Consider the following 24,322-nt stretch of genomic DNA (forward strand, 5'->3'; position numbering starts at 1 on the left):
GTGAGTGCATGGCAGCTACAGTGGTACAGGGATTTAGGAGGTACGAGTTTACGAGCAATGTGACCAATTTTCTGAGTACTTTGGCAACAGAAATGAGTACCTATCCATATGAGGATGTTAACTGGAAGGTAACTTACTATCCTAAGGATCCCTACTCCCAGTCTAAAGCGTATAACAACCAGGCTCAAACAAGTTCTGGCCCGCAAGGTTCGCTAACACTTGAGAATTTGAATGAATCTTCGTTATTTTTCACTTTGTGTTTGAACTACCCCTATCAGTATGGTAGCACTAGTTATGCACAAGGATACCAGTTGAGATGTGGAATGAATAAACCAGCTAGTGGGATAGAACCTTATCCGGACATCGCTCTAAATGTAGGAGAGGAAACTAATATTCCTTTTCATACCTCTACGAAAACTGCTACAGGAGTTACATTAAATATCATTTATAAATGGACTATATTTCCGATGAAAGAAGCAATTTTTATTTTTGGAGAAGCTTTAAATAATATAGGATATGCATATCCTTTCAGACTTTACTTAGGGAAATTGTCTTCCTACGAGAAGGAAGATCCTGCTGTTGAAGGAGGATTTGTGGGTATCTTTTCCCATGCGCCTATTGAAAGTAACAGCGAATGGGCCAATAACAATTTATACAATGTTGGTAGAGGTGTAGTCAGAACCTCTAGAAATAACAAAAAGTATGAACTGTATAATTTCTGCACAAGTGCCCAAGCGACATCGCCTGGTTCAGGGAATAGGTATTTTATTTCCCCCTGGTATGTATTTCAGCCCAAAGAAGGGGTTCGGGGAGAGTTTCAACAGATGAGGTCTATCGTATTCAAAGACGCTAACCAGTATCCAGATGGAGCAATGATTGATCTGGAAGGTAAGAGATATCATGTATTTCATGTCAACGATCAGCAACAACCATCAAACTATAAATACTGGATAGATGTTTCTGGTCAGACCCGACATATTCAACCTTACTTCTTTGACAGCAACACGTTACTTGGGGATGGACAGAGAGCAATTTTATTCGAATTACAAACGGAGGTGTCCAAATAATGGCAGTACCTAAACGATACTCTTGGGTGAGTACGATATCCGAGTTTTCAAACAACGCCGAGTTACAGATGGCAGGAGACTCTTGGTGGGAAGTAAAAAAATATGCCGCTGCTGCAGTAAATGGTGGAGGTAATTATGGAAATGCAGTTTTTGCGAATTTGAGTGATCGAAGCCTCGAATTCACGATGGCTATTCAAACTAGTAATGGGGCTAGCATTCGATGGGGTATCAATAGTAATTCATCGCCAAGGGTGGATGTCCACTTGGATTCTCCTGATAAGCAAATGACGGATACTCCATTTACGTCGGGTGGTAACACAACGAATACTACATATAAGTGGACATTATTTACAACGATGAAAGGGATCTTTATTCATGGTGAGTATCAAAATAATAATACATATGCTTATCCTGTAAGAATGTATATGGGTAGATTAAGCCCTTTAGAGCCAGAGGATCCAGCTATTGCTAACGATTTTGTAGGGATATTCACACATATGCCTTCAAATATCAGTAACAATAACTCTGCCATTTATGGAGATTACAACGTGGGTCGAGGCATTGTCAGAAAATCTCGCAATGGTACCAAATATGAATATTATAATTTTACAACTGATGCTCAACTTACATCCCCGGGGGTTGGTGGAAGATATTATGTGAATCCATTTATGGTGTTTAACCCATCCGAAGGAGTAAGAGGACAGTTTGCAGATGTGTATACTGCATGTTTTAAAGATGCATTACAGCATCCAGACGGGTCTATTTTGGATCTTGGAGAAAACAAGTACTATGTTTTTCATGTGGTAGACCAACCCATGCCCTATAATGGAAATTACAATTATTGGTACACCTCTTTAAACAACTTACGCTACTGCGTTCCATGCTTCTTCGGTAGCAACAACGTTATGGGTGGGCAACGAGTCATTCTATTTAAAATATAAGGAGGTTACCTATACATGTCATTTTTCAGTGGTAAAGTCAAAATGAATTTGTTGTTTCAAGCATTAATTAATGGCTTCAAAGGAGTTGCATCCTCGCCCTGGTCTATTTATTTTGAGACCTCGGATGCCTTCGTCATTAAATCCGCAGGTTCAACCGGCAAAGATAAACTATTTATTAAATTCGAAAAGGGCAATAGCAAAGATACAAATGGCAACTACATTACGGTCACTGTGGCAGAGGATATCACTCTGGCAGACGGTAGCATCCCTGAAGGGAAGATGTTTAGCACAAGGAATTTCTACTGCCATACATCTGTTGTAGATTCCAACCTCTTAACAGACTACCAAGTATCGGTTACAGCAGATCGTGTAATTATGTGGTTGGCGGGGGATGTGAACTCGGTAACAGGGATATCCAATTTGGGGTATTTCGGTCTGATGTATCGCTATTCCCAAGAAAATCACTCGGGTGCTCAAGGGATCGGAGTGAGCTACCAAGGGTTCAACGGTATACGTACAGTCAAGGATCTGGATAACATTCAGACCAATAATGTGTACAAGTCATATTCAGCAATGGTTCCAACCAACCCGGGTTGGGGCGCACTCTATCATCTCTCACCGTGTATTATGGCCAATAATGCAGAAGGTCCGCGAGGAGAACTGCATGATATTTATTTTGCACCTGCAGCAGGTGTAAGCCACGGAGATGAGATTACAGTGGCCAATAAGACATACAAAGTATATTCTCTGACCACAGGAGGTTCAAGCTTCCTACCGGGTAACACCGTAGCTGTATTGATGCAGTAGAGGAGGTAGAATATGGCTGTAGCAGGAACTGAGAAATCCATTTACACGCCTTCACGAGCAGTGATAAAGCGTAATTCAGGAGTACTTTATACATATCTAAGCAGTACTTATTATTCCAATAGAACCAAAGCGAGCTCGTACTATGAACCTGAGAGGGCAGGCCAACAACATAATTTAGGCGTACTTTACACGTACGCTCAGGGTCCATATCGTTCCAGAACGACGCAAGCTTTATCACTTTATACGAGCAAAAGCTCTGGGAAAGTGGGTCAGTTAAAGCTGGAGGGAGTCCAGTACCAATTCCAAATTGGAGAGCTCCACCATCTTGCTTCACACAACCCATCGGAGCAAAATGTGTATTCCATTTGGGGGTATGATCAGGAGAATCTGCCGCAGTATTATACAGGCCGTTTCATGTTGACTGACACGCAAGGTGTAATAATAAGCCACAGCAAAGAGTTAAATGTGTATGGTAATACGGGATCTCTTCCATTACACAACACGCCAGAAACCAGGTTCATGGGAAGAATCGCCATCAAAGGTCTTCATGGTTCTTTGATTAAGCAAGCGAATGGTGGCTGGATGTATGTCACCAAAAGAGTATTACCTTCAAGTGCTTCATATAAGGGAGTTACTCGATCACTCATTGCAGGTAAAAGAACTTTGGCCTCATCAGATGGTACAACCATCCAATATATTGTAAGACACCTTCATGGAAATGAAATGAACATGTTTCAAGGCTATCTTTCTGGTCAAGGAGGCAATATAGATCCAACTGTACCAACAACGATATTGCCACGAAGGTACCCTGCTACCTATATTCCAAATCGCAGGAGGAGTGAGAAATGAACAAAACATGGCGAATTATGCAGGAGCTGAAAGATGTGTATAAACAGGTAGAATTGTCTCATGTAGTTGAAGCACTAAACGGTGGGGGAGAAACATTAATCGTTTCGCTCCCCATGGAAAGCCCGCGTTTTCTGATTAAGACTGTACGTGTTATCCCAACCGAAGAAACGAATGTAGAGCTTCACATACTTGATAGTGCTGACAAATTGAAAGCCCAAATTTTATACTTTAATACAGCAGAATTCAGTACAGGCAACTTCATAGACGGGATATATGACAATGTGGATTTACCGTATGACGATAAGGATGGTACATCCCATTTCCATTTTGAAATCATTAATCCAGGTTCCGTGCCTTCAGGTTTTACCATTGAAGTAACGGGTTTGACGGTCAGATAGGAGACAACGATCATGGATATCATTACTTATGGTAAAGTGGTCAAGCTTTCAAACGAGATCAAGGAAGCCAGGGAAGATAGCGGGACTCTAGATGCTCGATTGGACAAGATTGCATTAGGTACGATTACAACAGTAAATGCAAAAAAAGACCTTCCCCCACAGGGGATACCGGAAGCTATTTATGCTGTACTTGCGGATGAAAGTAATCAAAGTCTGCCAACATTATATATGTATGGTGAAGAATATACGCGTATTATAGGATCTAATGTTAGCTATAAATCTAATGGCATCCTTACAATTAACGGATTGGAAGTCATGGTGTACGAGCATCCTGACACCCACAGTGCCGATATGATCAGTGATGGAGAAACACATGTGAGCATGACTTGGGGTGAACGAAAACGCCTGAATGTCATTGATCCGTGGGAATCGATCAGCGACTTGGTGGATTATACAGATGTGGTTACATATTTTGCTTTTGACATGCAAGGAAGAGTTATTCGACAAGTGGTTACAGACAACTACACTGAGCAGCTGGTTAGAGAACCTGTACTTACCATGCCGGCTTCTCCAGAAGGTTATGCACAGGATGATTCCTTCTTGGTCATTTCGATTGGTGAGATATATCGATATGACGGTCTGGACTTCGTGCAGCTTCCTACTTTGGTTGATGTCATCTATCAGTATGATGAAGAGGGAAGATTGGTGGCCAAGTCCATCACCAGGTTGGGAACAACACCTGTTCAAACCAATTTCCAATATATATATGACTCATTCGGTAATCGCATAGCGGTTAAGAAATATGAATAGGAAGGGGCTGTTCCATAAGTCATAATGGCTAGGGACAGCCCATTTTTCTTTTAACAACGAAATAGTTTGTGAATCGCGTATCTACATATGAAGATTAACATTAACAATTTGATGATCAAAACGTATAGAGAAAGTAGTATGAGAACGTAATTATTCCGGGAGGTATTAAACGATGAATATTGAACTTACTGCTCATTTCTATTTCAAGGGAAGTGGGAAGAAGAAAACGGTAAACTGGATGGAAGATAATCCTAGATTGCAACAGAAAGAGAAAGATTCGGATAAGGTCGTACGCGAAATCCCATTAACTGCTGATGAGGTTAAGCAAGAATATCGCCGACTTTTCACCAAACACAAGAACGAAGGGAAATCGATTACGCTGGAAGATACAGATGATGTGGTTCATATCATTGATCTTACTGATGTGCGAAATATTGAATTGACCTCTAAGGAGGGGAATACAGATGCTGTACAGGCTGACCTTTGCACTGAATGATGAGGAAATTGTCACTACCGAGATGACCTCGGATAAGGAGGATCTGGTTGGAGCAACGGAAGAAGCGTTCGATTTGATCGAAAGGGATTACGGTGCCAATGTCGCATTGAACCTGGTTGCATTTAGCCTGCTCAAAATAGAACTTAACAATGAAACGATAAATTAAATAAAGCGTTTACGCTAACTTGTGTTAGCTTTTCGACACCAAGTGCGAATTTATTTTAATAATTGTAAACTATAGTTAATAAAGTGATATACCCCAAGCCTAGTTCTGGGGTCTATTCCTTTTTCATGAAAAGATGATAGTGACTTGATTCAATGCATGCATTGAAACTTGTCTTGTATAAGCAGTTTTGATTAAACTAGGTTGAATTCATATATTCAAGGGCAGTAGAAAGGGTCAGGATGATTGGCAAGGAGGGATGGGACATTGAGATAAAGGACTTGGAAAGAGAGCTCGCAAAGCTGGCATCCAGAATAAGAAAAGATTTTACTGAACGCGGGCCAGTAGATACCAGAGTCTCCATCATGAATCATTTTATCATCTTAAAATTTACAGCAAAATTTACGAAGCCTGAAGCATTCATGCTGGAACATATGCAATCACACTCAAGTCAAATTTTCGCCGAATACAAGTTGAAGCTTGCACTTATGATGAGAGAAGATTTCAATCCCGTTTTCTCCTATATCAACATGGGTCTGAAGATTGAAGACATCGAAACAACGTTTTTCGGCCATGATTTTGCGGAACAGATTACAGTCTTCAAGATGAACAAGGATGTTGAAGTGCTGCTGAAAAATGATGAGATAAACATGCCTTAAGACCTATGAAATAACGTTTGAATACTGGACAGGTTCTTAGGAACTAATTTTGTTGTTGACAATATCCTACATATTTCCTTATACTACCCTTATGGCGATTGAATAGATTAATAATCTTGACGAAGCCTATAACTTATTAAAGAACTTGAAGGCCATATCTTCGGTAATTGGGACGAAATAGATGTCAGACCAAGACCGACACATTCCACCATTTTGGTATTTTCCAGTGGTGTGCTCTGTGTTGGTCTTTTTGTTTGTAAAAAATGCTTCTTTACCTTTCACCGTATACTTCGTATATAGTCAGTAAAAGGCATATAAGCGAACAAAATAAATAAATGTTGCGAACATTAGTTCTCATTTGTTATTCTGAATGTAATAGGATGGGAATGAGGAGGCGGATCAAAGGCGAGGTTTCCTGATCGGTTGTATCTAAAAGGCTTATTTAGCTTCAATTCTGTGTGACAAGACTACATATGGAATATGAGATTTGTGAGCAATAGCGAGAATGTAGAGTAAGATCATGCTGGATAGCTACTAGATTGTGAAGAAAGTATACGAACTACTGATATTAAATCGTTAATGGGGGAAATGTATAATGTCTGCTACAACTGCTATGGGTTTTGATGATTTATTTGAGATTGGGGATATAGACATGTTCCTGAATAAAGCTCAGGAGAAGTGTCGTTACAAGCTTAGGGGTAAAACGTTTGCCGGGATGGAAAAAGAAGATGTGACCCAGGAGATTATGATCAAATTGGTTAACTCTCTGGACAAGTATGATGCAGAAAAAGCGAAAATGTCGACGTTTGTTGATCATCTTATCGAAAATAAAATCAAGGATATGTACCGCAAGTGCATGTCTGAGAAAAATCTCAGTGTGGTTAACGCTGTACAGATCATGTGCACGGATCAGGGAGGCGGCGATGAATCGGAAGGCTCAGATATCGCATTAGCGCTTGGTCATGCTGGGTTTGCGTATGAGAATTTTGAGTTTGTAACAGATATTATGGAGAATATGAAGTTGAATGAACGAGAGAAGCAAATCTTTAAACTTCGAACTTCGGGGTATGAGTTTGTAGAGATTGCAGGAATGTTAGGTGTATCCAAGGCACGTATATCCCAGTTATGGAAAGCGATTCGTGAGAAATACGAAGCATTGTAGTCATAAATGGCAATTAATAGCCTAAGTTTGATGAAGATAGATTCAGTAACCTACATAGAACAGAGAGCGCACCCTTAACTGGGTGCTTTTTTATGTCGTATAGAGAGATTAGTACAGGAAGAAAGGTGGAACAAGATGCTTAGTGTGGTGGTTTTAGGATTTGCGATGGAACGTCTGGAGGGATTTTCGGATATCGCTTGGGCTAGTCATGATGCTTCGACAGCTTCTGATTTAAGCAACAGGGAGTATACCTTGATCATTGAGAAAGTAGTTCTACAAGCCGATGCAGTCTTGGTTAATCTGGATATGAATCATTTGACTTCTACTGATATTGTGATCATGCATCGTGCCTATATTCATAAGAAACCGATCTTGGGCGTAGGCTTCACCCAGTTGGAGCCTGTGATTGAAGAATTTGTTTCCAAACGAGTGGCTGATCTGGACATGGCTGTACTCCATATGCGTACGAACTATATGGTCCTAAGCAGCGGAACAAGTACTTCATCTGAACCTCCAATTTAACTGCCGATCGGATAACACGTATAGAGAATGTAAGGGCATGAATGTTCGCCAGACTTTAATTCAATGGAGGAATAATTCGATGACACATATGATCAAAGCAAAAGAAGATAAATTAACGGAAGAAATCGTAGCCAGTATGATTGGAAAGTATATCCACGCACCGACCAATATGCATGAGGTACAGACGCCAACTGGTGCAACAACTCAGGCGAACGTATGGTTTGCTGGTAGTGTAGCTGGTTACGAAAAAGCCGTTATTGGATTCAACTACGAAGAGGGTACCTTTCATGAAGAACCACAAACATTTTATAACGTTCATTTAACGGATGGTATGGGGTACATTCTGACAAGTGCTTTCGAATTGGAGATTCATGAACTGACCGAAGAGGAGTTTAATCAACTCATTGAAGAGAACAAGGAAGAGGAACAAGACTCTTCTGGTAAAGAGAAATGAAGGTGTTGAACTATGCTTCAGATCTAGCTGTAAAAACGTTTGTATCCGCTAGCGCCCCAGGTGTGGAAGAATTGATCAATTCCTGGATGTTAACCAAACCGCATACATTCGTTACCGGACTGGAGTTCACCTCCACCGTTGATCCAATCAGCAGTTCGTTGGAATATGCTGCAATCATCGTATATCAGCCAAGTGAACAAGACCAATCCTGACTTAGATATGAGATTATTCCTTCTATAATATAGAGGTTTTCATTAAGGAGGTGGGCGAATCTGTTGCTCACTTTAGAAAAAGCAATAGGTATGGTTATTGCTGTTGTGGTATTAGTGTCGCAATACGGCAGTCTATCGGCATTAGGAAATTACAAATTGATCGACGAAGAAGCACTCGACTCCAACAAATTAAAGCAAGCAACGGAAGTAGAGCAGGTTAAGCAGATAAAGCAAGTAAAGCCAATGAAACAAGAGAAGCAAGAGAAGCAAGTTAAAGTTAAATCGGTTGCTCCTGCGCACATACAAATGACGGATATGCTTGAGCAGTATATAGAACTCCACCATGAGAAAACAGTGAGCCGGGCAAAGATACTGAAGTATGTGAAGTGGGTGGCTCAATACACGAAGGATACGGATATCGATTCCGTATGGATTCTGGCTATGATGTGGCAGGAGAGCCGAATGTTAGAGGATAGTGTATCATCTCATGGAGCGATTGGGTTGCTTCAGATTCTTCCAAGTACAGCCAAAGCGTTCGGTGTGAGCAAAATTGATTTATATCAGCCTGAAACGAATATCAGAACAAGCATTACGTACATGGAGTATCTTATAGATAAATACGATGGAAATCTTCGTACCGCAACCATTGCTTATAATCAGGGGGAGGGCAATGTAGATAAGGGAAAGGCTCGCCCCTGGTACTACAATCAAGTGAAGGAACATCATAACAAGATGCTTGAAATAATCAAAAAAGGTCAATAAACATCATTTAACAATAGAATTTGAATACTATAAGATCGTTTATCAATTTTACATAGGGAGATCCAAATGGGAAAATTTCCAGAACATATAAGTACGAATTTGCAGGCAGATAAAAAGTATTACACAATGGATGACGTAGAAAATATTGAACGTTGTAAGCTCGATGAGTTTTTCCTTGGGGACTGTATTCTGGTCAATGAGAACCTGATTTGGCATTCCGTTCATAAGTATATTGGAAAACCCGAAATGATTATTAAGAATCATTGTGTGGAGAAGGATGATATTCTTCAACTGGGTCGTCTGGGATTCATCAAAGCGGTTAAAGCATTTGATACGGGGCGTGGCGTAAAATTCAGTTCGTTTGCTGTTACTGCCATTGTCAGAGAAATCAGATGTTTTCTGAGAGATAGTGCAAGCATTATTCGTCCAACTCGCACAGCAACGGAATTAATCAACCGAATCAATCGACTTGAGCACGATATGGGCTGCCTGCCACCAGCACATGAAATCGCATTGCTGCTTGATGAGGAAGAAGAGAAGATCAATAAAGCACTTCAAGTGGGTAAAGGTGTGAAATACCTGGATGAGCCTGTAGGTGCTGATGATCAACAAACCCAGTCCGTGACGTTGCTGGATACCATCTATAGTGGGGAGAACATTGAAGAAGGTGTTCTGGACAAGTTATACGTTGATGCGGTTATTGATTCGGTCAAGCGCAAACTTAGTGAGAAAGAAGTAACTGTTTTGAAGCATCGTGTAGACGGATTTAACCAAACCCAGACCGCAGATATGGAAGACATCAGCCAGATGAGAGTCTCCAGAATTATGAGAAAAGTGGCTAAAATGCTGGATAAACCGGATCAGGCGTAATCGTTAACCTAGCTCTTCATCACTTACATAGCGTCTCATACATAACGTCCCTTCCGCAACCCAGCGAGAGGGATTTTTTTGATGTTTTTGCCCTATGGGACATACTCCAAGTTGTCCGAACATAAGATAGTACAAGATTCCAAGTGACCCGGAGGAATGAATTGATGCGAAAAATAACGAAAGTCATTGCATGCATGCTTATCCCTGTCTTCTTGCTGTCTTCATTTGGGGTTACTCAAGCCCAGGCAACGATTCAAGGTCCGTCAACACATGCGCAAAGCGCTGCTCTCATTGATGTCACATCAGGTCGGATCTTATACAGCAAGGATGGGGATAAGGAACTGCGAATTGCCAGCTTGACCAAAATCATGACGGCGATCGTAGCGATCGAACACAGCAAGTTGGATGAGAAAGTTAAAGTGTCTCCCTCGGCTTTTGCCAAAGAAGGATCTTCTATCTATCTCAAATTAGGTGAAGAGATGACGCTCGAAAACATGTTGTACGGGCTAATGCTCCGTTCAGGCAATGACGCGGCCTCTGCGATCGCAGAACATGTGGGTGGTTCGGAAGAAGGTTTCGTACTGTTAATGAACAAAAAGGCGGAGCAAATTGGTCTGACGCATTCACATTTTAGGAACCCTCATGGTTTGGATGCAGAAGGTCATTATTCTACAGCCAATGATTTGGCCAGATTAACAGCATATGCGTTACATAATCCGGTGTTCAAACGCATCGTAGCTACGGAGGACAAATCCGCACCGAATCCCAATGAAAGCTGGGAATACTCCTGGCACAACAAAAATAAAATGCTGCGGATGTATGAAGGTGCAGATGGGGTGAAGACCGGCTACACGAAGAAAGCTTTCCGATGTTTGGTCAGCTCGGCTACACGTAATGGACAGCAGCTCGCCGCGGTAACGCTGAACGATGGTAACGACTGGAATGATCATGCTCGGATGCTCGATTTTGGGTTTGAATACTTCCCGTTGGTAGAGGTGGCCAAACAAGAACAGCCTGTGCAAAATACAGATGTCGTTACGGGCCGGGGATTTTGGTACCCACTGGCTAAGAGTGAACAAAGCTCATTGACCAAGAAGTTGATTCTGCACCAGAATCGAGCACAGTCGGAAACGGAAGGCAAGGAACCATCGACCGATCCTTCCTTCGGATTGGCAGGTCGTATTGATATGCAGTTAGACGGCAAACTTGTTGGCTCAATTCCGGTGTATCGCAAAGGTAGTTATATTCCTCCTGAACCCAAGACAGCAGATGCAACGATGGGTGGCATCGGCAATGTCTCTTCCTGGGCAGCTGCATGGCGTGCCGTGTTAAGTCACCTGTTATCTCCTTAATTAACATCTCGTTGAAGGGAGGATGTAACCCATGATTAATCTAATTTGGCTACTTATGATCTTGATCGGATTTGCTTTTGCAGCCATCAACGGCAATATCGAAGTGGTCACGCAAGCCGCTTTCGATGGTGCGGCAACGGGAGTAACGGTCTGTTTTGGACTGATCAGTGTGCTTGTGTTCTGGATGGGTATGATGAAAATGGCTGAAGATGCTGGTCTCTTGGCCCGGATTGCTAAGCTGCTTGGTCCGGTAGTTGGTTTCCTGTTCCCCGATGTGCCCAAAAATCACCCGGCGATGGGTTATATTCTCTCTAATATGAGTGCGAATCTGCTGGGGTTAGGAAATGCGGCTACTCCAATGGGAATCAAAGCTATGCAACAACTGCAGGAGCTTAATCCGGACAAACAAACCGCTTCTCCTGCCATGTGCACCTTACTGGCTCTGAATACAGCGAGCATTACCATTATTCCGACAACGCTGATCGCCATCCGGTTAAACTATCATTCCGCAAATGCTACAGAGATTGTGGGAACAACATTGATGGCTACCATCGTCGCTACACTTGCTGCTATAATGGCCGATCGCTGGTATCGAAACAGGGCATTACATAAACCGCCGCGCATACCGAAAAGTGGCAATCCCGGCATGAAAGGATGAGCACACTTGTTAACCTTCATCAACTGGATCTCCGTCTGGGCCATCCCGGTTATTATCGCGTTTGTTCCATTATATGCGTTTACCAAAAAGGTCCCGGTATACGAATCCTTTGTTGATGGGGCCAAAGATGGATTCTCGACTGCAATCAGCATTATTCCGCATCTCGTGGGCATGATGGTCGCGATCAGCGTCTTTCGTGCCTCTGGTGCATTGGATTTTGTAATTAGTCTATTAGCTCCGCTTGTATCCTGGATGGGTGTACCAGGGGAAGTATTGCCACTCGGGATTCTGCGTCCGTTGACCGGGACAGGCTCCCTTGCGTTTACAACCGATTTGATCAAAACTCATGGTCCTGACTCCATGATTGGACGCATGGCATCTACGGTTCAGGGAAGTACAGATACCACGTTATACGTGCTGACTGTCTATTTTGGAGCTGTAGGAATACGTAACGGTCGGTACGCGCTCAAAGTGGGGTTGTTTTCCGATGTCGTTGGTTTTATTGCTGCGCTCGCCATTTGTTTGCTCGTTTTTGGTTAAAAGATATCTCCTTTCCTTCCGATATATTAGATATGCTAGAATAATAGCGGAGGAGAGTGAGACATGCAGAAGAGTTGGAAACGAATGCTCCGTGTCGGAATGTCAGGCGTGCTTGCTATTGCAATGCTCGCAGGGTCAACGGGGCTGGCGGCGGCTCAAGCCGTTCAGACGATACATTTTACAGGATACTTCGACAAACAGCTGCGTGCACAAATGGCGGTCACAGCGGATTCTTTTCCAGTTGTGAATGTACGTTTGGTCAAGCAGGATGAACCCGATATGGTATATTATGATGTTGGTACCTCGATACTGATCTCCAAGGATGAAGTACTCACGAATTACCATGTCGTTCAGAGTTATGCTGAACTGTCTGATGGCGATGAAGGCACACTGACTGTTGCAAGTCCGGGTTCCTTGGGTCAGCCTGTAAAGGCGAAGATTATTAAAACAGATCCGGTGACAGACATGGCACTACTGAAGCTGGACAAGGAGATAGACGCCCAACCGGTCACATTTACAAACGCAAGGGATAACCAGGTCGTCTACACCATTGGATTCCCCAAAAATCCTGCTGGTGATCTTGTTATTCTGGATGAAGATTTCCCTTCAACCTACAATACGATAGCCAAAAGCCGAGTGTTCAGTTCCCAAGCTTCGGATGTTCCAGGCAAGAAGGGAATCGGTAGTATTGTTAAATCCATGGCACAAGGTAATTCAGGTGGTCCTGTTCTGGATCAGAACAACAGGGTGATCGGTATGATGACCTTTGTGTACGGTGGACGAACCTATTATATTACTTCCAAAACATTGCAGACTTTTATTAAAGATAGCAGCACGCCTGCCAAAAAGCAGGTTGCGGTTGCCGGCAAAGTTTCCAATTAAATGATTTGAGGAAAAGGCTTATCTTTACGCCATCTGTGTTCAACAGGTTGTGTAAGGGTAAGCCTTTTTTTGCATCAATCTGGAGGAGGAAGGTAGCCAGAAATGGATATTCGTGTCTCCAGTTTACAAAATCCTTGGATTATCCTTGTGATTTCCCTGCGTGATGGGTATCATTAGTGTGAGGTGACATGACAAACATGGAAAGATTACAAAAAATTATCGCACAGGCAGGCATTGCATCCCGCCGCAAGAGCGAGGAACTGATCCTGTCCGGCAAAGTAGAAGTTAACGGGGAGGTCGTAACCGAACTGGGTACGAAAGCGAACCCCGAAGAGGATATGATTACGGTTAATGGAAAACCGATCCGCAGTGAGAAAAAAGTGTACTTAATGTTGAATAAGCCAAAAGGCGTAATCACAAGTGCATCTGACCCGGAAGGTCGGAAAATTGTATCCGACTACCTGAAAGGTGTCAAGGAACGGGTATACCCTGTGGGTCGTCTGGATTATGACACAGAGGGCTTATTGATCCTGACCAATGATGGTGAGTTTGCACATTTGTTGACGCATCCGAAGCATCACGTACCCAAAACGTATCATGCAACGGTCAAAGGTGTGCCGCATGGTACAGCTCTGGAGAAATTAAAGACTGGCATTATGCTGGATGACGGCATGACTGCTCCTGCAGAGGTGGAGTATAAAGATGTGGATACAGCGGCCAATGAGTCGGTGATCTCCATTACGATCTATGAAGGGCGTAACCGTCAGGTTAGACGTATGTTCGAGGCGATTAACCATCCGGTAACTCGATTGAAACGGATTTCGTTTGGTGGTATTTTGCTACAAAACCTGAAACGTGGTTTGACACGCAATCTGACCAAAGAAGAAGTCAACAACCTGATTACCCTCGCACAATCAGAACCAGCCAAAAAAATGAAAAAAAGGTAATGTGAGGACACATAATTTTCATAAAACCGCCGCAGTTTTGTGACGAAATTCGCTATAATTGTTCATAGGATGTTCACAGTTGTCTTAGATCAATGATATGCGATTGTTATAGTCACTTAAAAGGGGAGCAGCACATGGGGAAATCAAGAAGAACGGTGCAAATCGTCATTTTGTTATTGATCCTGGTGTTGGGCGGATATGCGATTACCACATCGGTATCCGGCTCGAATGGCAAGCCAAAGGAAGGGGACAAGTCTCCTTCTTTTGAACTGCTGGGCCTGGATGGTCAAGTTCATACGTCTGATGAGTACAAAGGTAAAGCGATGGTGATCAATTTCTGGGGCACGTGGTGTGAACCTTGTGTTAAAGAAATGCCTGCACTTCAGGCACAAGCTGACAAATGGAAGGACCAAGGAGTACAATTTGTCGGGATTAATGTAGGGGAAGACCAGATGACCGTGGATAATTTTGTACGGCAGGTTGGGGTTACGTTTCCAATCATGTTAGACCGGGAGAAAAAATCGGTTCGTGATTTCGGGATCTCTCCGATGCCAACGACATTCTTTGTATCCGACACGGGCAAAATCTCTACCATTCATATCGGGCAACTTGATTTGGACACGCTTGACGCTCAAATTTCGCAACTGGCGAAGCAGCCCTGACAGGAGGTCTATTCGTGTTCCAAAATACCAAATGTGAGTGCGGACATCAGAATCCGGTAGGCACTGTATTATGTGAAGCATGTGGGAAACCGCTACTGGAGGCAGAAGCTAAATCGGATGAAGTGCTGGAAATGCGTTATGATGGCATGGCGCGCCGTTCACAGCGGAGTAATCCCAATATCATTGACCGCATATGGAACTTTTTTTCATCCGTCAAAATTGCCGTCTATATGATTGTCTTCACGCTTGTAGGCTCTATGCTTGGCACGATCTATCCGCAAGAAAGTACATTCTTGAATATTGATCCTTCCGTGTATTACAAAGAAACATACGGTCAGTTGGGTCATATCTATTATCTGTTGGGTCTGTCCCATACATACGAATCCTGGTGGTTTATTCTACTGCTGGTGCTGATTGGTGCATCATTGGTGATATGCAGTCTGGATCGCGTCTTACCGCTCTACAAAGCACTGAATAAACAGAAAATACGCAAACATACGCGATTTTTGACTAGACAGCGTCTGGTGTACCAAGGTTCCATTGAAGAGGCACCAGAAGACTGGATTAAGAAAGCGGTTACTCCGCTGAAAAAGAAAGGATACCGCGTGCACACCCAGGGGGATGCATTACTCGCCGAGAAACAGAGATTCAGTCGATGGGGGCCATATGTCATCCATATTGGACTCATTATATTTCTGCTGGCGGTGCTCGCACGAGGACTTCCTGGCCTGAATCTGGATGAGCATGTCGCTTTTCCAGAAGGTGAGATCAAAAAGATCCCGAATACTTCGATGTATTTGCAAAATGAACAGTTTAATGTTGAATTCTACAGTGAGGAAGAAGTACCTGAACAATTCCGTAACCTGAATAAAACTGTTCCGAAACTGTTTGAAACGAAAGTTGTTTTGTATGAATGTACAGCAGATTGTTCGGATCTCTCGAAGAAACCTCAATTAGCTGAAGTGGCAAAACATGATGTGCGGGTGAATCATCCAATGAATTATAACGGTCTGAAGGCATATCAATTTGATTATGATCTAACACCCACCATTCGGTCCGTAACGCCTGATCTTGTCAATACGAAGACGGGTGAAGTATACGGGGCAATTAAGATCGATATGGTAGATACCCAAAGAACATTTGAAGCTGGTCCTTATAATCTCACGGTAAAAGAAAAGTTTATGGACTTTGGATTGGATGAGAATGGTAAGCCCAAATCAAAATCGCCTTCACCTAATGCACCAGCTTTTCTCTTTCTCATCAAGGGACCTGATCTGCCTGAAGAGGGGATACAATATCTGTACTTTGCGAAGCAGATTGATAAACAACGCTTTCAACAGGATGCGATTAACCAACAGCTGATTGGAGCTGAGATTCCTTTACAACTTGAAGTAGACAGCATGGACAAGGTCGATATTATTCAGTCCGTAAGTTATCTCAATATACGAGTGGATAAAGCAATGCCTTTTGTATGGGTAGGAGCCGGTATTGTTATGTTGGGTTTGGTCATGGGTTTTTATTGGCATCATCGCCGCATCTGGATTCGTTTTGATGATAAACAGCTCACTTTGGGTGGGCATACCAACAAAAACTGGTTTGGCTTCAGGCGTGAAGTTGCGGCCGTCTTGAAACAGATGAATCTGGAAGTGGAAGAGAAGTCGTTGGATAACGGGGGGAACCAAGCATGAGTTTATTGGATTTCAGCAGCGACGCATTTATCGTAGCTTTCTTTCTCTATTGTGCTGCATTCTTGTTATATGCTGTCGCGGTAATGGGCAAAAAATGGAGTAATCGTGATCCTCTGGACCATATGAATCGTTGGGGGAAAAGAGCTTTTATCGCTTCAACTGTCGCCTTGGCGGCACATATCGTATTTTTTGTAACCCGCTGGGCTGGGGCAGGTCATATCCCGGTTAGTAACATGTACGAGTTCATGTCTTTTCTGTCCATGATGATCATGGTTGCATTTATTGTCGTATATGCCATATACCGCAAGTCATTACTTGGTTTGTTTGCCTTACCACTTACCATCATTATTATGGCGTATGCCGCTGTATTTCCTCAGGAGGTACAACCACTAATCCCGGCACTTCAGTCGATTTGGCTTAAAATTCATGTGACGTTGGCCGCGCTTGGTGAAGCATTCTTCGCCGTCGGTTTTGCCGCAGGATTCATGTATTTGCTTCGTACCGTTGATTTCAGTGGTAAAGACAAGTCTTCAAGACGCCAACGAGGATGGGTCGAATTCACCCTGATCACGATCGTTGTAGTCATCGGATTTATCGGAACGGTATTTACCTTTCGTGCCACTGGTTACGAGACGGTTTTTGTACAGAAAACGGTCAGCATTGACACAGAGGTACAGGAAAATAGTACAATAGAGAAAGTGATTTATCGCATGCCTCCGATTTTTGCACCATATAATAGCGAAGTGGAGAGCATGACACCGTTTCTTGGCATGAAAAAACCTTTACTTGAGACGCCTTCCTGGATGAACGGGGTAAATGCCGGGCGCAAGCTTAATACGGTGGTTTGGTCACTTATTGTAGGTCTGATCCTGTATGGAATTGTACGACTTCTTGTGCGCAGACCACTTGGACAAGCGTTACAACCGATGATGGATGGAATCGATGCCGATGATCTGGATGAGATTAGTTATCGCGCGATTGCCATTGGTTTTCCGATATTTACGCTGGGAGCATTAATCTTTGCCATGATCTGGGCACAGATTGCCTGGAGTCGCTTTTGGGGCTGGGACCCCAAAGAAGTGTGGGCATTAATTACATGGCTATATTATAGTGTGTATCTGCATTTGCGTTTATCCAGAGGTTGGCAAGGTCAAAAGTCTGCATGGCTTGCAGTTCTTGGCTTCCTGGTCGTTATGTTTACACTGGTTGGGGTGAATCTGATTATTGCCGGATTACATTCTTACGCTGGAGCGGACTAGGACAACTCGTATTGTAAAGGTCAGTTTAGAAGCGGGAAACACAAATGTACCTTTTTATTGAAGGGTATTCAAATATTGTTCGCCAGATCGAACATAATAGAAGTGATGAGGAGTTATTGCAAAGGGGCTGGAGAGGCATGGCTGAACATGAGAATCGAATACTGGTCGTGGATGACGAAGAGAGAATCCGCAGACTTTTGAAAATGTATCTTGAAAAAGAAGGTTATGAAATCGATGAAGCCGAGGATGGAGAAACTGCGCTGCGTAAAGCAACAGCAGGTGACTACGGACTAATTTTGCTTGATGTGATGTTGCCGGGTATGGATGGCGTTGAAGTGTGTACCCGTCTTCGTCAGGTAAAATCAACGCCGGTTTTGATGCTCACTGCAAAAGGTGAAGAAATTAACCGGGTTCAGGGCTTCGAAGTTGGTGCTGATGATTATGTTGTAAAACCATTCAGCCCGCGTGAAGTGATTTATCGCGTAAAAGCGATTCTACGTCGATCTTCTGCAACAGCATATCTCTCCAAGGAGAGCAATTCGAGTAACAACATTGTGTTCCCGCATCTGGTTATTGAGCATGATGCCCACCGGGTAACCGCTGGCGGTGAAGAGATCAGTCTTACACCAAAAGAATATGAATTGCTGCACTATTTGGCAACATCTCCAGACAAAGTTTTCTCCAGAGAAGAATTGCTCAAAGATGTATGGAATTACGAATTCTTTGGCGATCTTCGTACCGTGGATACGCACGTGAAGCGTCTTCGCGAGAAACTTAACAAGGTATCGCCTGAATCGGCGGCCATGATTACGACGGTGTGGGGTGTGGGTTATAAACTGGAAGTACCGAAATAGTTTTAATTTCTGGAGATCGCTGGTCGGGAAGTTATGGATCACTATTATCTGCCTTGTGGGTTGTGTACTTATAGCGCTGGGTCTTTTTTTGCTGCCCTACATTGATACGAACTTTGCAGAATCCGAATCCAGAGATATTAAGCGGTTGTTCACCTATATCTGTATTATCGGATTCAGCTTAACGACGTTTTTTGCATTGTTTCTGTTCACTAAAATTACGCAGCCTATGCAGCAATTGATTCAGGCAGCCAATGCGATTCGCAAAGGGAACTATGGAACACGTCTCTCCCTGGTGACAAGTGATGAGATTGGTGAACTTGCCAACACATTTAATCATATGGCCGCCCAACTGGAAGATAACATTCGCAACCTTAACCATGAGAAAGAACATTTAGCGAGTGTACTTCGAAGCATGACCGATGCGGTGGTTACTTTTGATGGTGAAGGTAAAGTTATTCTGACGAATCCGCCAGGAGAGAAGATCATGCAGGCTTGGTATGACCTGGATTGGGCACAGATGGATGAAGGACAAGATTCCGAGCAGTATGGAAATTCTTCGCGTGATGTACCAGAGCCTCTCCTTCCTTTGTTCAGACTGGTGATGGAGCAAGGCAGGGATCAGAGCTCCAATGTTCATGTACAGCAAGGTGTCTGGTCTGTTCAGATGGCACCATTGTATGCTGATAGTGTTGTCAGAGGCGCTGTGGCTGTCTTGAGAGACGTAACAGAAGAAGTACGGCTGGAGAAAATGCGGCGTGATTTCGTGGCTAACGTATCTCATGAGATACGGACACCGTTATCCATGATGCAAGGCTACAGTGAAGCGCTTCTGGATGGCATGGCAACCTCACCGGAAGAGAGTGAAGAACTTATTCAGGTTATTCATGATGAGTCCCTGCGGATGGGAAGACTGGTCAAAGATTTGCTTGATCTTGCCCGGATGGAAGCTGGACACACGGACATGGTGATGAAGGAAGTTGACCTCGGAGAACTGCTGGAACGGGTATATCGGAAGTTCTCGGTACGCTCGAAAGAACAGGGAATCCAACTGCAGTTTGAATGCAAACAGCCAACCATTGAACTTCAACAGGCAGATGAGGATCGACTGGAGCAGGTGTTTACGAATTTGCTAGACAATGCGTTCAGGCATACGCCTACTGGCAAAAATGTAATGATTTCTGCCGAACTGGTTACGCATCTTCGCGCTCCGTTCGCGAGGGTATCTGTGAAGGATCAGGGTGTAGGTATCCCTTCCTCTGACTTACCTTTTATTTTCGAACGCTTCTACAAAGCAGACAAAGCACGTGTTCGGGGTGAAAGTGTAGGCACAGGCCTCGGCTTAGCCATTGTGAAAAATATTGTAGATGCCCATCAAGGCATCATTAATGTGAATAGTGTACTTGGCGAAGGTACGGAGTTTATTTTACAATTTCCCGTAGATTCATCGAAATAGCCTGATTTCATACAAAAAGTGCGAGAACACCCTCTTATGGAGGGTGTTTTTTTGTTGAAGAGTACCGTTTAATCTTGTTCAACGTGGAACATGAATCATCGTTTTATTTTGACTAAAAAGAGTGTCCAAGATAATTTTCCCTCCTATATTACATAAGCTTGAAAAACAAGCAAGTTAGAGGAGGATTGAGTTAAGCATGTCCGATGATCGAAAAAGGGTCAATATTAAAGCGTTTCTGGAAGGCAGATCTTTCAGAGCGGGCTCTCCATTTATCCCCATAACATCAAGTGAACTGGAACAGTTCACATCCATTCTTGATTCTCTAGCTGTAACTATTCCTGCTGCGATCAGTCAGCCAACTTCAGCCAACATACTAGCATTGCAAAACGGGTTGCGCCAGTTGCTTACTTTTGTAAATAATTCTGGATTTCGTGCCGGGGTAAAAGCAGAATTGCAAGCCGTATTGGAATTGACGATTGCAGGCTCAGAGGTTGTGCCTGTCCCTTTAATTAATCTTGCAGGCAACTTGCAAAACTTACTGGATGACTTGTTAAGTGTGACGTTACTCCTGGAAGTGCCGCCTGCAGAAAAAGATAAACTTGTGGGGTTAATCCGTTCGATATCTGTATCCTTAAGTCGGGCAACGACGACTTTCGGAACCGGGGGCATTACCGGACCCGCTGGCCCACCAGGGGTCCCAGGAGTTCCAGGTGTACCAGGAGTTCCGGGCGTACCGGGTGTACCTGGCGTCCCTGGGGTGAAAGGGCCTGCGGGACCAGCAGGAGGAATTGGACCCGTAGGACCAGTGGGGCCAGTTGGCCCACAGGGAGCGCAGGGTCCGGCAGGAGCACCTGGTGTGGGTTTGAACAATATTACGGCGTTTGACCCTGCGCTTGGGCCTACATATGCTCAAGGTCAGGTCGTCAGTTTTAACGGAAGTCTCTATGTTGTCAATGTAAACGGTCCATTGGGTACACCGGGAAGTTCCCCAGACTACACTCTTTTGCTGTCGGGTGGAACGACTGGAGCAACGGGGGCAACCGGAGCTGGTTTGACTGGAGCCTTAGCTTTTGATCCAGCGCTCGCGCCAGGTTATCCCGCAGGTCAAGTAATTACGTATAACGGTAGCACTTACATTACAAGTGTAGCTGGTCCAATAGGAACACCGGGAACTTCATCGGATTATACATTAATTGCTGCTGCAGGGGCTACAGGACCAACCGGTGTAGGTTTAACGGGAATAACTTCTTTTGATCCAGCTCAGTCCCCAACATATCCAGCCGGTCAGGTCGTTACGTATAACGGTAGTACTTACATTACGAATGTTGCAAGTCCTGGAGGAGTTCCAGGAAGCTCGCCGGACTACACGCTACTTGCGGCTGCGGGAGCCACAGGTGCAGGAACGACTGGGGCAACCGGAGCCACAGGTGTAGGATTAAGTGGCATCGTGCCGTTCGATCCGGCATTAGCACCAACCTATCCAGCTGGACAGATCGTCACGTTTGGCGGCAGTACCTACATTACGAATGTCGCATCGCCAACAGGTACGCCAGGTAGTTCACCAGACTATACTTTACTGGCAGGATCAGGTGTTACAGGTGCGACTGGAGCTACGGGTATAGGCCTAAATGGTGCAGTTCCGTTTGACCCTGCAGTAGCTCCAACGTACCCAGCTGGTCAGGTCGTTACCTTTAATGGCAGTACGTATATAACCAATGTGGCTTCTCCTACGGGTACTCCAGGTACTTCGCCAGACTACACATTGCTTGCAGGTGCAGGACCAACAGGAGCCACAGGGGCATCAGGTGTAACGGGAGCAACAGGTGCAGGATTGACAGGCATAGTGCCATTCGATCCAGCCGTAGCCCCAACGTATCCTTCGGGTCAGGTTGTAACGTTTAATGGAAGCACGTATATAACCAATGTAGCATCACCAACGGGAACGCCGGGTACATCAGCGGATTATACATTACTTGCTGGTGCAGGAGCGACGGGTGTCACTGGGCCAACCGGGGCGGGGGTCACGGGAAGCACCGGAGCAACTGGTGCAGGTTTGACAGGTATTGTGCCTTTTGATCCAGCTGTGGCGCCAACGTATCCAGCGGGTCAGGTCGTAACGTTCAATGGAAGTACGTATATTGCGAATGTGGCATCGCCAACGGGAACGCCAGGTACGTCACCGGATTACACGTTGCTTGCCGGCGCGGGAGCAACGGGAGTTACAGGAGCCACAGGCATTGGCTTAAATGGAGTTGTGCCGTTTGACCCGGCAGTAGCTCCAACGTATCCAGCCGGTCAAGTTGTGACATTTAATGGAAGCACGTATATTACCAATGTGGCATCACCAACAGGTACACCAGGCACCTCGCCGGACTATATACTGCTTGCAGGGGCAGGTCCTACAGGAGCCACAGGGGCATCAGGTGCAACGGGAGCCACAGGCGTAGGTTTAAGTGGAATTGTACCATTTGATCCAGCTGTGGCACCAACGTATCCAGCGGGTCAGGTCGTAACGTTCAACGGCAGCACGTATATTGCGAATGTGGCGTCACCAACAGGAACGCCCGGAACTTCCCCGGATTACACGTTGATTGCTGGTGCAGGAGCCACGGGTGTTACGGGTGCAACCGGAGTTGGAGTGACGGGGAGTACAGGGGTTACAGGTGCATCTGGCGTAACAGGGGCCACAGGCGTAGGATTAAGTGGAATTGTACCATTTGACCCGGCAGTAGCACCGACATATCCAGCGGGTCAGGTCGTGACGTTCAACGGCAGCACGTATATTGCGAATGTGGCATCACCAACAGGTACGCCGGGCACATCACCAGACTACACCTTGATTGCTGGTTCAGGAGCAACGGGTGTAACAGGTGCAGGTCTGACAGGAGTTGTGCCATTCGATCCAGCGGTAGCGCCTACGTATCCAGTGGGTCAGGTAGTCACATTTAACGGCAGTACGTATATCGCCAATGTGGCATCGCCAACGGGAACACCAGGAACCTCGCCAGATTATACGTTGCTTGCTGGTGCAGGAGCCACCGGTGTAACGGGTGCGACTGGCGTCGGAGTGACGGGAGAAACTGGAGTTACAGGAGTTACAGGGGCATCAGGCGCAACTGGATCCACAGGCGCAACGGGCGCAGGTCTCACGGGGGTTGTACCGTTTGATCCAGCAGTATCACCGACATATCCAGCAGGTCAAGTCGTAACGTTTAACGGCAGCACGTATATTGCGAATGTAGCATCGCCGACGGGCACCCCGGGCACATCACCGGATTACACATTAATTGCGGGTGCAGGCGCAACAGGTGTTACGGGTGCAACTGGAGCTGGAGCAACGGGCAGTACTGGTGAAACCGGAGCAACTGGCGTAACGGGATTGACCGGGGGGACTGGAGTTACGGGAGCTACCGGGGTCAGTGTAACCGGAAGTACGGGATTAACGGGTACTACCGGTGAAACCGGAGCAACCGGCATCACAGGATTGACTGGGGCGAGTGGGGCTACGGGTGTCAGCGTAACAGGTAGCACGGGAACAACAGGGATAACTGGCGAAACCGGAGCAACTGGCGTCACAGGAGTAACTGGAGCGACTGGAGTTACGGGAGCTACGGGGGTTAGCGTAACAGGTAGTACGGGAACAACAGGGATAACTGGTGAAACCGGAGCAACAGGCGTCACAGGAATAACTGGAGCGACTGGAGTTACGGGAGCTACGGGTGTCAGCGTAACAGGTAGCACGGGAACAACAGGGATAACTGGCGAAACCGGAGCAACAGGCGTCACAGGAGTAACTGGAGCGACTGGAGTTACGGGAGCTACGGGGGTTAGCGTAACAGGTAGTACGGGAACAAC

Annotated in this window: 26 protein-coding genes; all 26 read left to right on the forward strand. The window is 44.9% G+C overall.

Annotated features, from left to right (window positions below; all coding sequences use genetic code 11):
- Nucleotides 1-8 precede the first annotated feature (8 nt).
- The gene (locus HF638_RS21965) at nt 9-1,067 is read left to right on the forward strand and encodes a hypothetical protein (protein WP_169482064.1); all 1,059 of its coding nucleotides are present in this window, start codon (nt 9-11) and stop codon (nt 1,065-1,067) included.
- Nucleotides 1,067-2,008, forward strand: coding sequence for a hypothetical protein (locus tag HF638_RS21970; protein WP_169482065.1), 942 nt, complete (start codon nt 1,067-1,069; stop codon nt 2,006-2,008). Before HF638_RS21965 ends, HF638_RS21970 begins: the two co-directional genes overlap by 1 nt.
- A 15-nt stretch (nt 2,009-2,023) precedes the next feature.
- Nucleotides 2,024-2,815 (forward strand): hypothetical protein, encoded by a 792-nt coding sequence (locus HF638_RS21975; RefSeq protein WP_169482066.1) that lies wholly within the window; start codon nt 2,024-2,026, stop codon nt 2,813-2,815.
- 12 nt (nt 2,816-2,827) lie between these two features.
- Nucleotides 2,828-3,664 (forward strand): hypothetical protein, encoded by an 837-nt coding sequence (locus HF638_RS21980; RefSeq protein ID WP_169482067.1) that lies wholly within the window; start codon nt 2,828-2,830, stop codon nt 3,662-3,664.
- Nucleotides 3,661-4,062 (forward strand): hypothetical protein, encoded by a 402-nt coding sequence (locus tag HF638_RS21985; RefSeq protein ID WP_169482068.1) that lies wholly within the window; start codon nt 3,661-3,663, stop codon nt 4,060-4,062. The genes HF638_RS21980 and HF638_RS21985 overlap by 4 nt, the downstream gene beginning before the upstream one ends.
- 12 nt (nt 4,063-4,074) lie before the next feature.
- Nucleotides 4,075-4,872 (forward strand): hypothetical protein, encoded by a 798-nt coding sequence (locus tag HF638_RS21990; RefSeq protein ID WP_169482069.1) that lies wholly within the window; start codon nt 4,075-4,077, stop codon nt 4,870-4,872.
- A 172-nt stretch (nt 4,873-5,044) separates the two neighbouring features.
- The gene (locus HF638_RS21995; RefSeq protein WP_169482070.1) at nt 5,045-5,368 is read left to right on the forward strand and encodes a hypothetical protein; all 324 of its coding nucleotides are present in this window, start codon (nt 5,045-5,047) and stop codon (nt 5,366-5,368) included.
- Entirely contained in the window at nt 5,337-5,534 is a 198-nt protein-coding gene (locus tag HF638_RS22000) for a hypothetical protein (protein ID WP_169482071.1), read from the forward strand. The genes HF638_RS21995 and HF638_RS22000 overlap by 32 nt, the downstream gene beginning before the upstream one ends.
- A gap of 239 nt (nt 5,535-5,773) precedes the next feature.
- On the forward strand, nt 5,774-6,190 hold the full coding sequence (locus tag HF638_RS22005; RefSeq protein WP_169482072.1) for a Na-translocating system protein MpsC family protein: 417 nt from the start codon (nt 5,774-5,776) through the stop codon (nt 6,188-6,190).
- Between the two features lie 595 nt (nt 6,191-6,785).
- Nucleotides 6,786-7,352 carry a sigma-70 family RNA polymerase sigma factor gene (locus HF638_RS22010; RefSeq protein WP_169482073.1) on the forward strand — a complete coding sequence of 189 codons (567 nt, stop codon included), beginning with the start codon at nt 6,786-6,788 and terminating at the stop codon, nt 7,350-7,352.
- A 135-nt stretch (nt 7,353-7,487) separates the two neighbouring features.
- Nucleotides 7,488-7,874 carry a hypothetical protein gene (locus HF638_RS22015; protein WP_169482074.1) on the forward strand — a complete coding sequence of 129 codons (387 nt, stop codon included), beginning with the start codon at nt 7,488-7,490 and terminating at the stop codon, nt 7,872-7,874.
- 79 nt (nt 7,875-7,953) lie between these two features.
- Entirely contained in the window at nt 7,954-8,328 is a 375-nt protein-coding gene (locus tag HF638_RS22020; protein WP_169482075.1) for a hypothetical protein, read from the forward strand.
- Nucleotides 8,329-8,333: 5 nt separating this feature from the next.
- A complete protein-coding gene (locus HF638_RS22025; protein WP_169482076.1) occupies nt 8,334-8,540 on the forward strand; it encodes a hypothetical protein in 207 nt (68 codons plus the stop codon).
- A gap of 63 nt (nt 8,541-8,603) precedes the next feature.
- A complete protein-coding gene (locus HF638_RS22030) occupies nt 8,604-9,302 on the forward strand; it encodes a lytic transglycosylase domain-containing protein (RefSeq protein WP_169482077.1) in 699 nt (232 codons plus the stop codon).
- Nucleotides 9,303-9,368: 66 nt separating this feature from the next.
- Complete coding sequence (locus tag HF638_RS22035; protein WP_169482078.1) at nt 9,369-10,172, forward strand: sigma-70 family RNA polymerase sigma factor; 804 nt, start codon at nt 9,369-9,371, stop codon at nt 10,170-10,172.
- A gap of 164 nt (nt 10,173-10,336) precedes the next feature.
- A complete protein-coding gene (locus tag HF638_RS22040) occupies nt 10,337-11,524 on the forward strand; it encodes a D-alanyl-D-alanine carboxypeptidase family protein (RefSeq protein WP_169482079.1) in 1,188 nt (395 codons plus the stop codon).
- 31 nt (nt 11,525-11,555) lie between these two features.
- Nucleotides 11,556-12,182, forward strand: a complete 627-nt coding sequence (locus HF638_RS22045) for a nucleoside recognition domain-containing protein (RefSeq protein ID WP_169482080.1) — start codon at nt 11,556-11,558, stop codon at nt 12,180-12,182.
- A gap of 6 nt (nt 12,183-12,188) precedes the next feature.
- Nucleotides 12,189-12,722 carry a spore maturation protein gene (locus tag HF638_RS22050; RefSeq protein WP_169482081.1) on the forward strand — a complete coding sequence of 178 codons (534 nt, stop codon included), beginning with the start codon at nt 12,189-12,191 and terminating at the stop codon, nt 12,720-12,722.
- Nucleotides 12,723-12,785: 63 nt separating this feature from the next.
- Nucleotides 12,786-13,604: a S1 family peptidase gene (locus HF638_RS22055; RefSeq protein ID WP_169482082.1), complete on the forward strand. Its 819-nt coding sequence runs from the start codon at nt 12,786-12,788 to the stop codon at nt 13,602-13,604.
- 197 nt (nt 13,605-13,801) lie between these two features.
- Nucleotides 13,802-14,551 (forward strand): pseudouridine synthase, encoded by a 750-nt coding sequence (locus HF638_RS22060; protein ID WP_062835222.1) that lies wholly within the window; start codon nt 13,802-13,804, stop codon nt 14,549-14,551.
- Between the two features lie 134 nt (nt 14,552-14,685).
- Complete coding sequence (locus HF638_RS22065; protein ID WP_169482083.1) at nt 14,686-15,213, forward strand: redoxin family protein; 528 nt, start codon at nt 14,686-14,688, stop codon at nt 15,211-15,213.
- Nucleotides 15,214-15,227: 14 nt separating this feature from the next.
- Nucleotides 15,228-16,901, forward strand: a complete 1,674-nt coding sequence (resB, locus tag HF638_RS22070) for a cytochrome c biogenesis ResB family protein (protein WP_169482084.1) — start codon at nt 15,228-15,230, stop codon at nt 16,899-16,901.
- Nucleotides 16,898-18,160 (forward strand): cytochrome c biogenesis protein CcsA, encoded by a 1,263-nt coding sequence (ccsA, locus tag HF638_RS22075; RefSeq protein WP_169482085.1) that lies wholly within the window; start codon nt 16,898-16,900, stop codon nt 18,158-18,160. Before resB ends, ccsA begins: the two co-directional genes overlap by 4 nt.
- Before the next feature lie 137 nt (nt 18,161-18,297).
- Nucleotides 18,298-19,014: a response regulator transcription factor gene (locus HF638_RS22080; RefSeq protein ID WP_017687664.1), complete on the forward strand. Its 717-nt coding sequence runs from the start codon at nt 18,298-18,300 to the stop codon at nt 19,012-19,014.
- 55 nt (nt 19,015-19,069) lie between these two features.
- Nucleotides 19,070-20,467, forward strand: coding sequence for an ATP-binding protein (locus HF638_RS22085; protein ID WP_348982122.1), 1,398 nt, complete (start codon nt 19,070-19,072; stop codon nt 20,465-20,467).
- Nucleotides 20,468-20,663: 196 nt separating this feature from the next.
- The coding region (locus HF638_RS22090) for a collagen-like repeat preface domain-containing protein (RefSeq protein ID WP_169482086.1) at nt 20,664-24,322 on the forward strand (3,659 nt) is incomplete at its 3' end.

Source organism: Paenibacillus sp. SZ31, from assembly GCF_012912005.1.
GTDB lineage: Bacteria > Bacillota > Bacilli > Paenibacillales > Paenibacillaceae > Paenibacillus.

Bases quoted from the DNA above. Each gene is read 5' to 3' on its own strand.
- HF638_RS21990 (WP_169482069.1), top strand. From the start codon at position 4,075: ATGGATATCATTACTTATGGTAAAGTGGTCAAGCTTTCAAACGAGATC.
- HF638_RS22015 (WP_169482074.1), top strand. From the start codon at position 7,488: ATGCTTAGTGTGGTGGTTTTAGGATTTGCGATGGAACGTCTGGAGGGA.
- HF638_RS21975 (WP_169482066.1), top strand. From the start codon at position 2,024: ATGTCATTTTTCAGTGGTAAAGTCAAAATGAATTTGTTGTTTCAAGCA.
- HF638_RS21965 (WP_169482064.1), top strand. From the start codon at position 9: ATGGCAGCTACAGTGGTACAGGGATTTAGGAGGTACGAGTTTACGAGC.
- HF638_RS22020 (WP_169482075.1), top strand. From the start codon at position 7,954: ATGACACATATGATCAAAGCAAAAGAAGATAAATTAACGGAAGAAATC.
- HF638_RS22055 (WP_169482082.1), top strand. From the start codon at position 12,786: ATGCAGAAGAGTTGGAAACGAATGCTCCGTGTCGGAATGTCAGGCGTG.
- ccsA (WP_169482085.1), top strand. From the start codon at position 16,898: ATGAGTTTATTGGATTTCAGCAGCGACGCATTTATCGTAGCTTTCTTT.
- HF638_RS22000 (WP_169482071.1), top strand. From the start codon at position 5,337: ATGCTGTACAGGCTGACCTTTGCACTGAATGATGAGGAAATTGTCACT.
- HF638_RS22035 (WP_169482078.1), top strand. From the start codon at position 9,369: ATGGGAAAATTTCCAGAACATATAAGTACGAATTTGCAGGCAGATAAA.
- HF638_RS21970 (WP_169482065.1), top strand. From the start codon at position 1,067: ATGGCAGTACCTAAACGATACTCTTGGGTGAGTACGATATCCGAGTTT.
- HF638_RS22045 (WP_169482080.1), top strand. From the start codon at position 11,556: ATGATTAATCTAATTTGGCTACTTATGATCTTGATCGGATTTGCTTTT.
- HF638_RS22005 (WP_169482072.1), top strand. From the start codon at position 5,774: ATGATTGGCAAGGAGGGATGGGACATTGAGATAAAGGACTTGGAAAGA.
- HF638_RS22010 (WP_169482073.1), top strand. From the start codon at position 6,786: ATGTCTGCTACAACTGCTATGGGTTTTGATGATTTATTTGAGATTGGG.
- HF638_RS22065 (WP_169482083.1), top strand. From the start codon at position 14,686: ATGGGGAAATCAAGAAGAACGGTGCAAATCGTCATTTTGTTATTGATC.
- HF638_RS22080 (WP_017687664.1), top strand. From the start codon at position 18,298: ATGGCTGAACATGAGAATCGAATACTGGTCGTGGATGACGAAGAGAGA.
- HF638_RS22060 (WP_062835222.1), top strand. From the start codon at position 13,802: ATGGAAAGATTACAAAAAATTATCGCACAGGCAGGCATTGCATCCCGC.
- HF638_RS22040 (WP_169482079.1), top strand. From the start codon at position 10,337: ATGCGAAAAATAACGAAAGTCATTGCATGCATGCTTATCCCTGTCTTC.
- HF638_RS21980 (WP_169482067.1), top strand. From the start codon at position 2,828: ATGGCTGTAGCAGGAACTGAGAAATCCATTTACACGCCTTCACGAGCA.
- HF638_RS21985 (WP_169482068.1), top strand. From the start codon at position 3,661: ATGAACAAAACATGGCGAATTATGCAGGAGCTGAAAGATGTGTATAAA.
- HF638_RS21995 (WP_169482070.1), top strand. From the start codon at position 5,045: ATGAATATTGAACTTACTGCTCATTTCTATTTCAAGGGAAGTGGGAAG.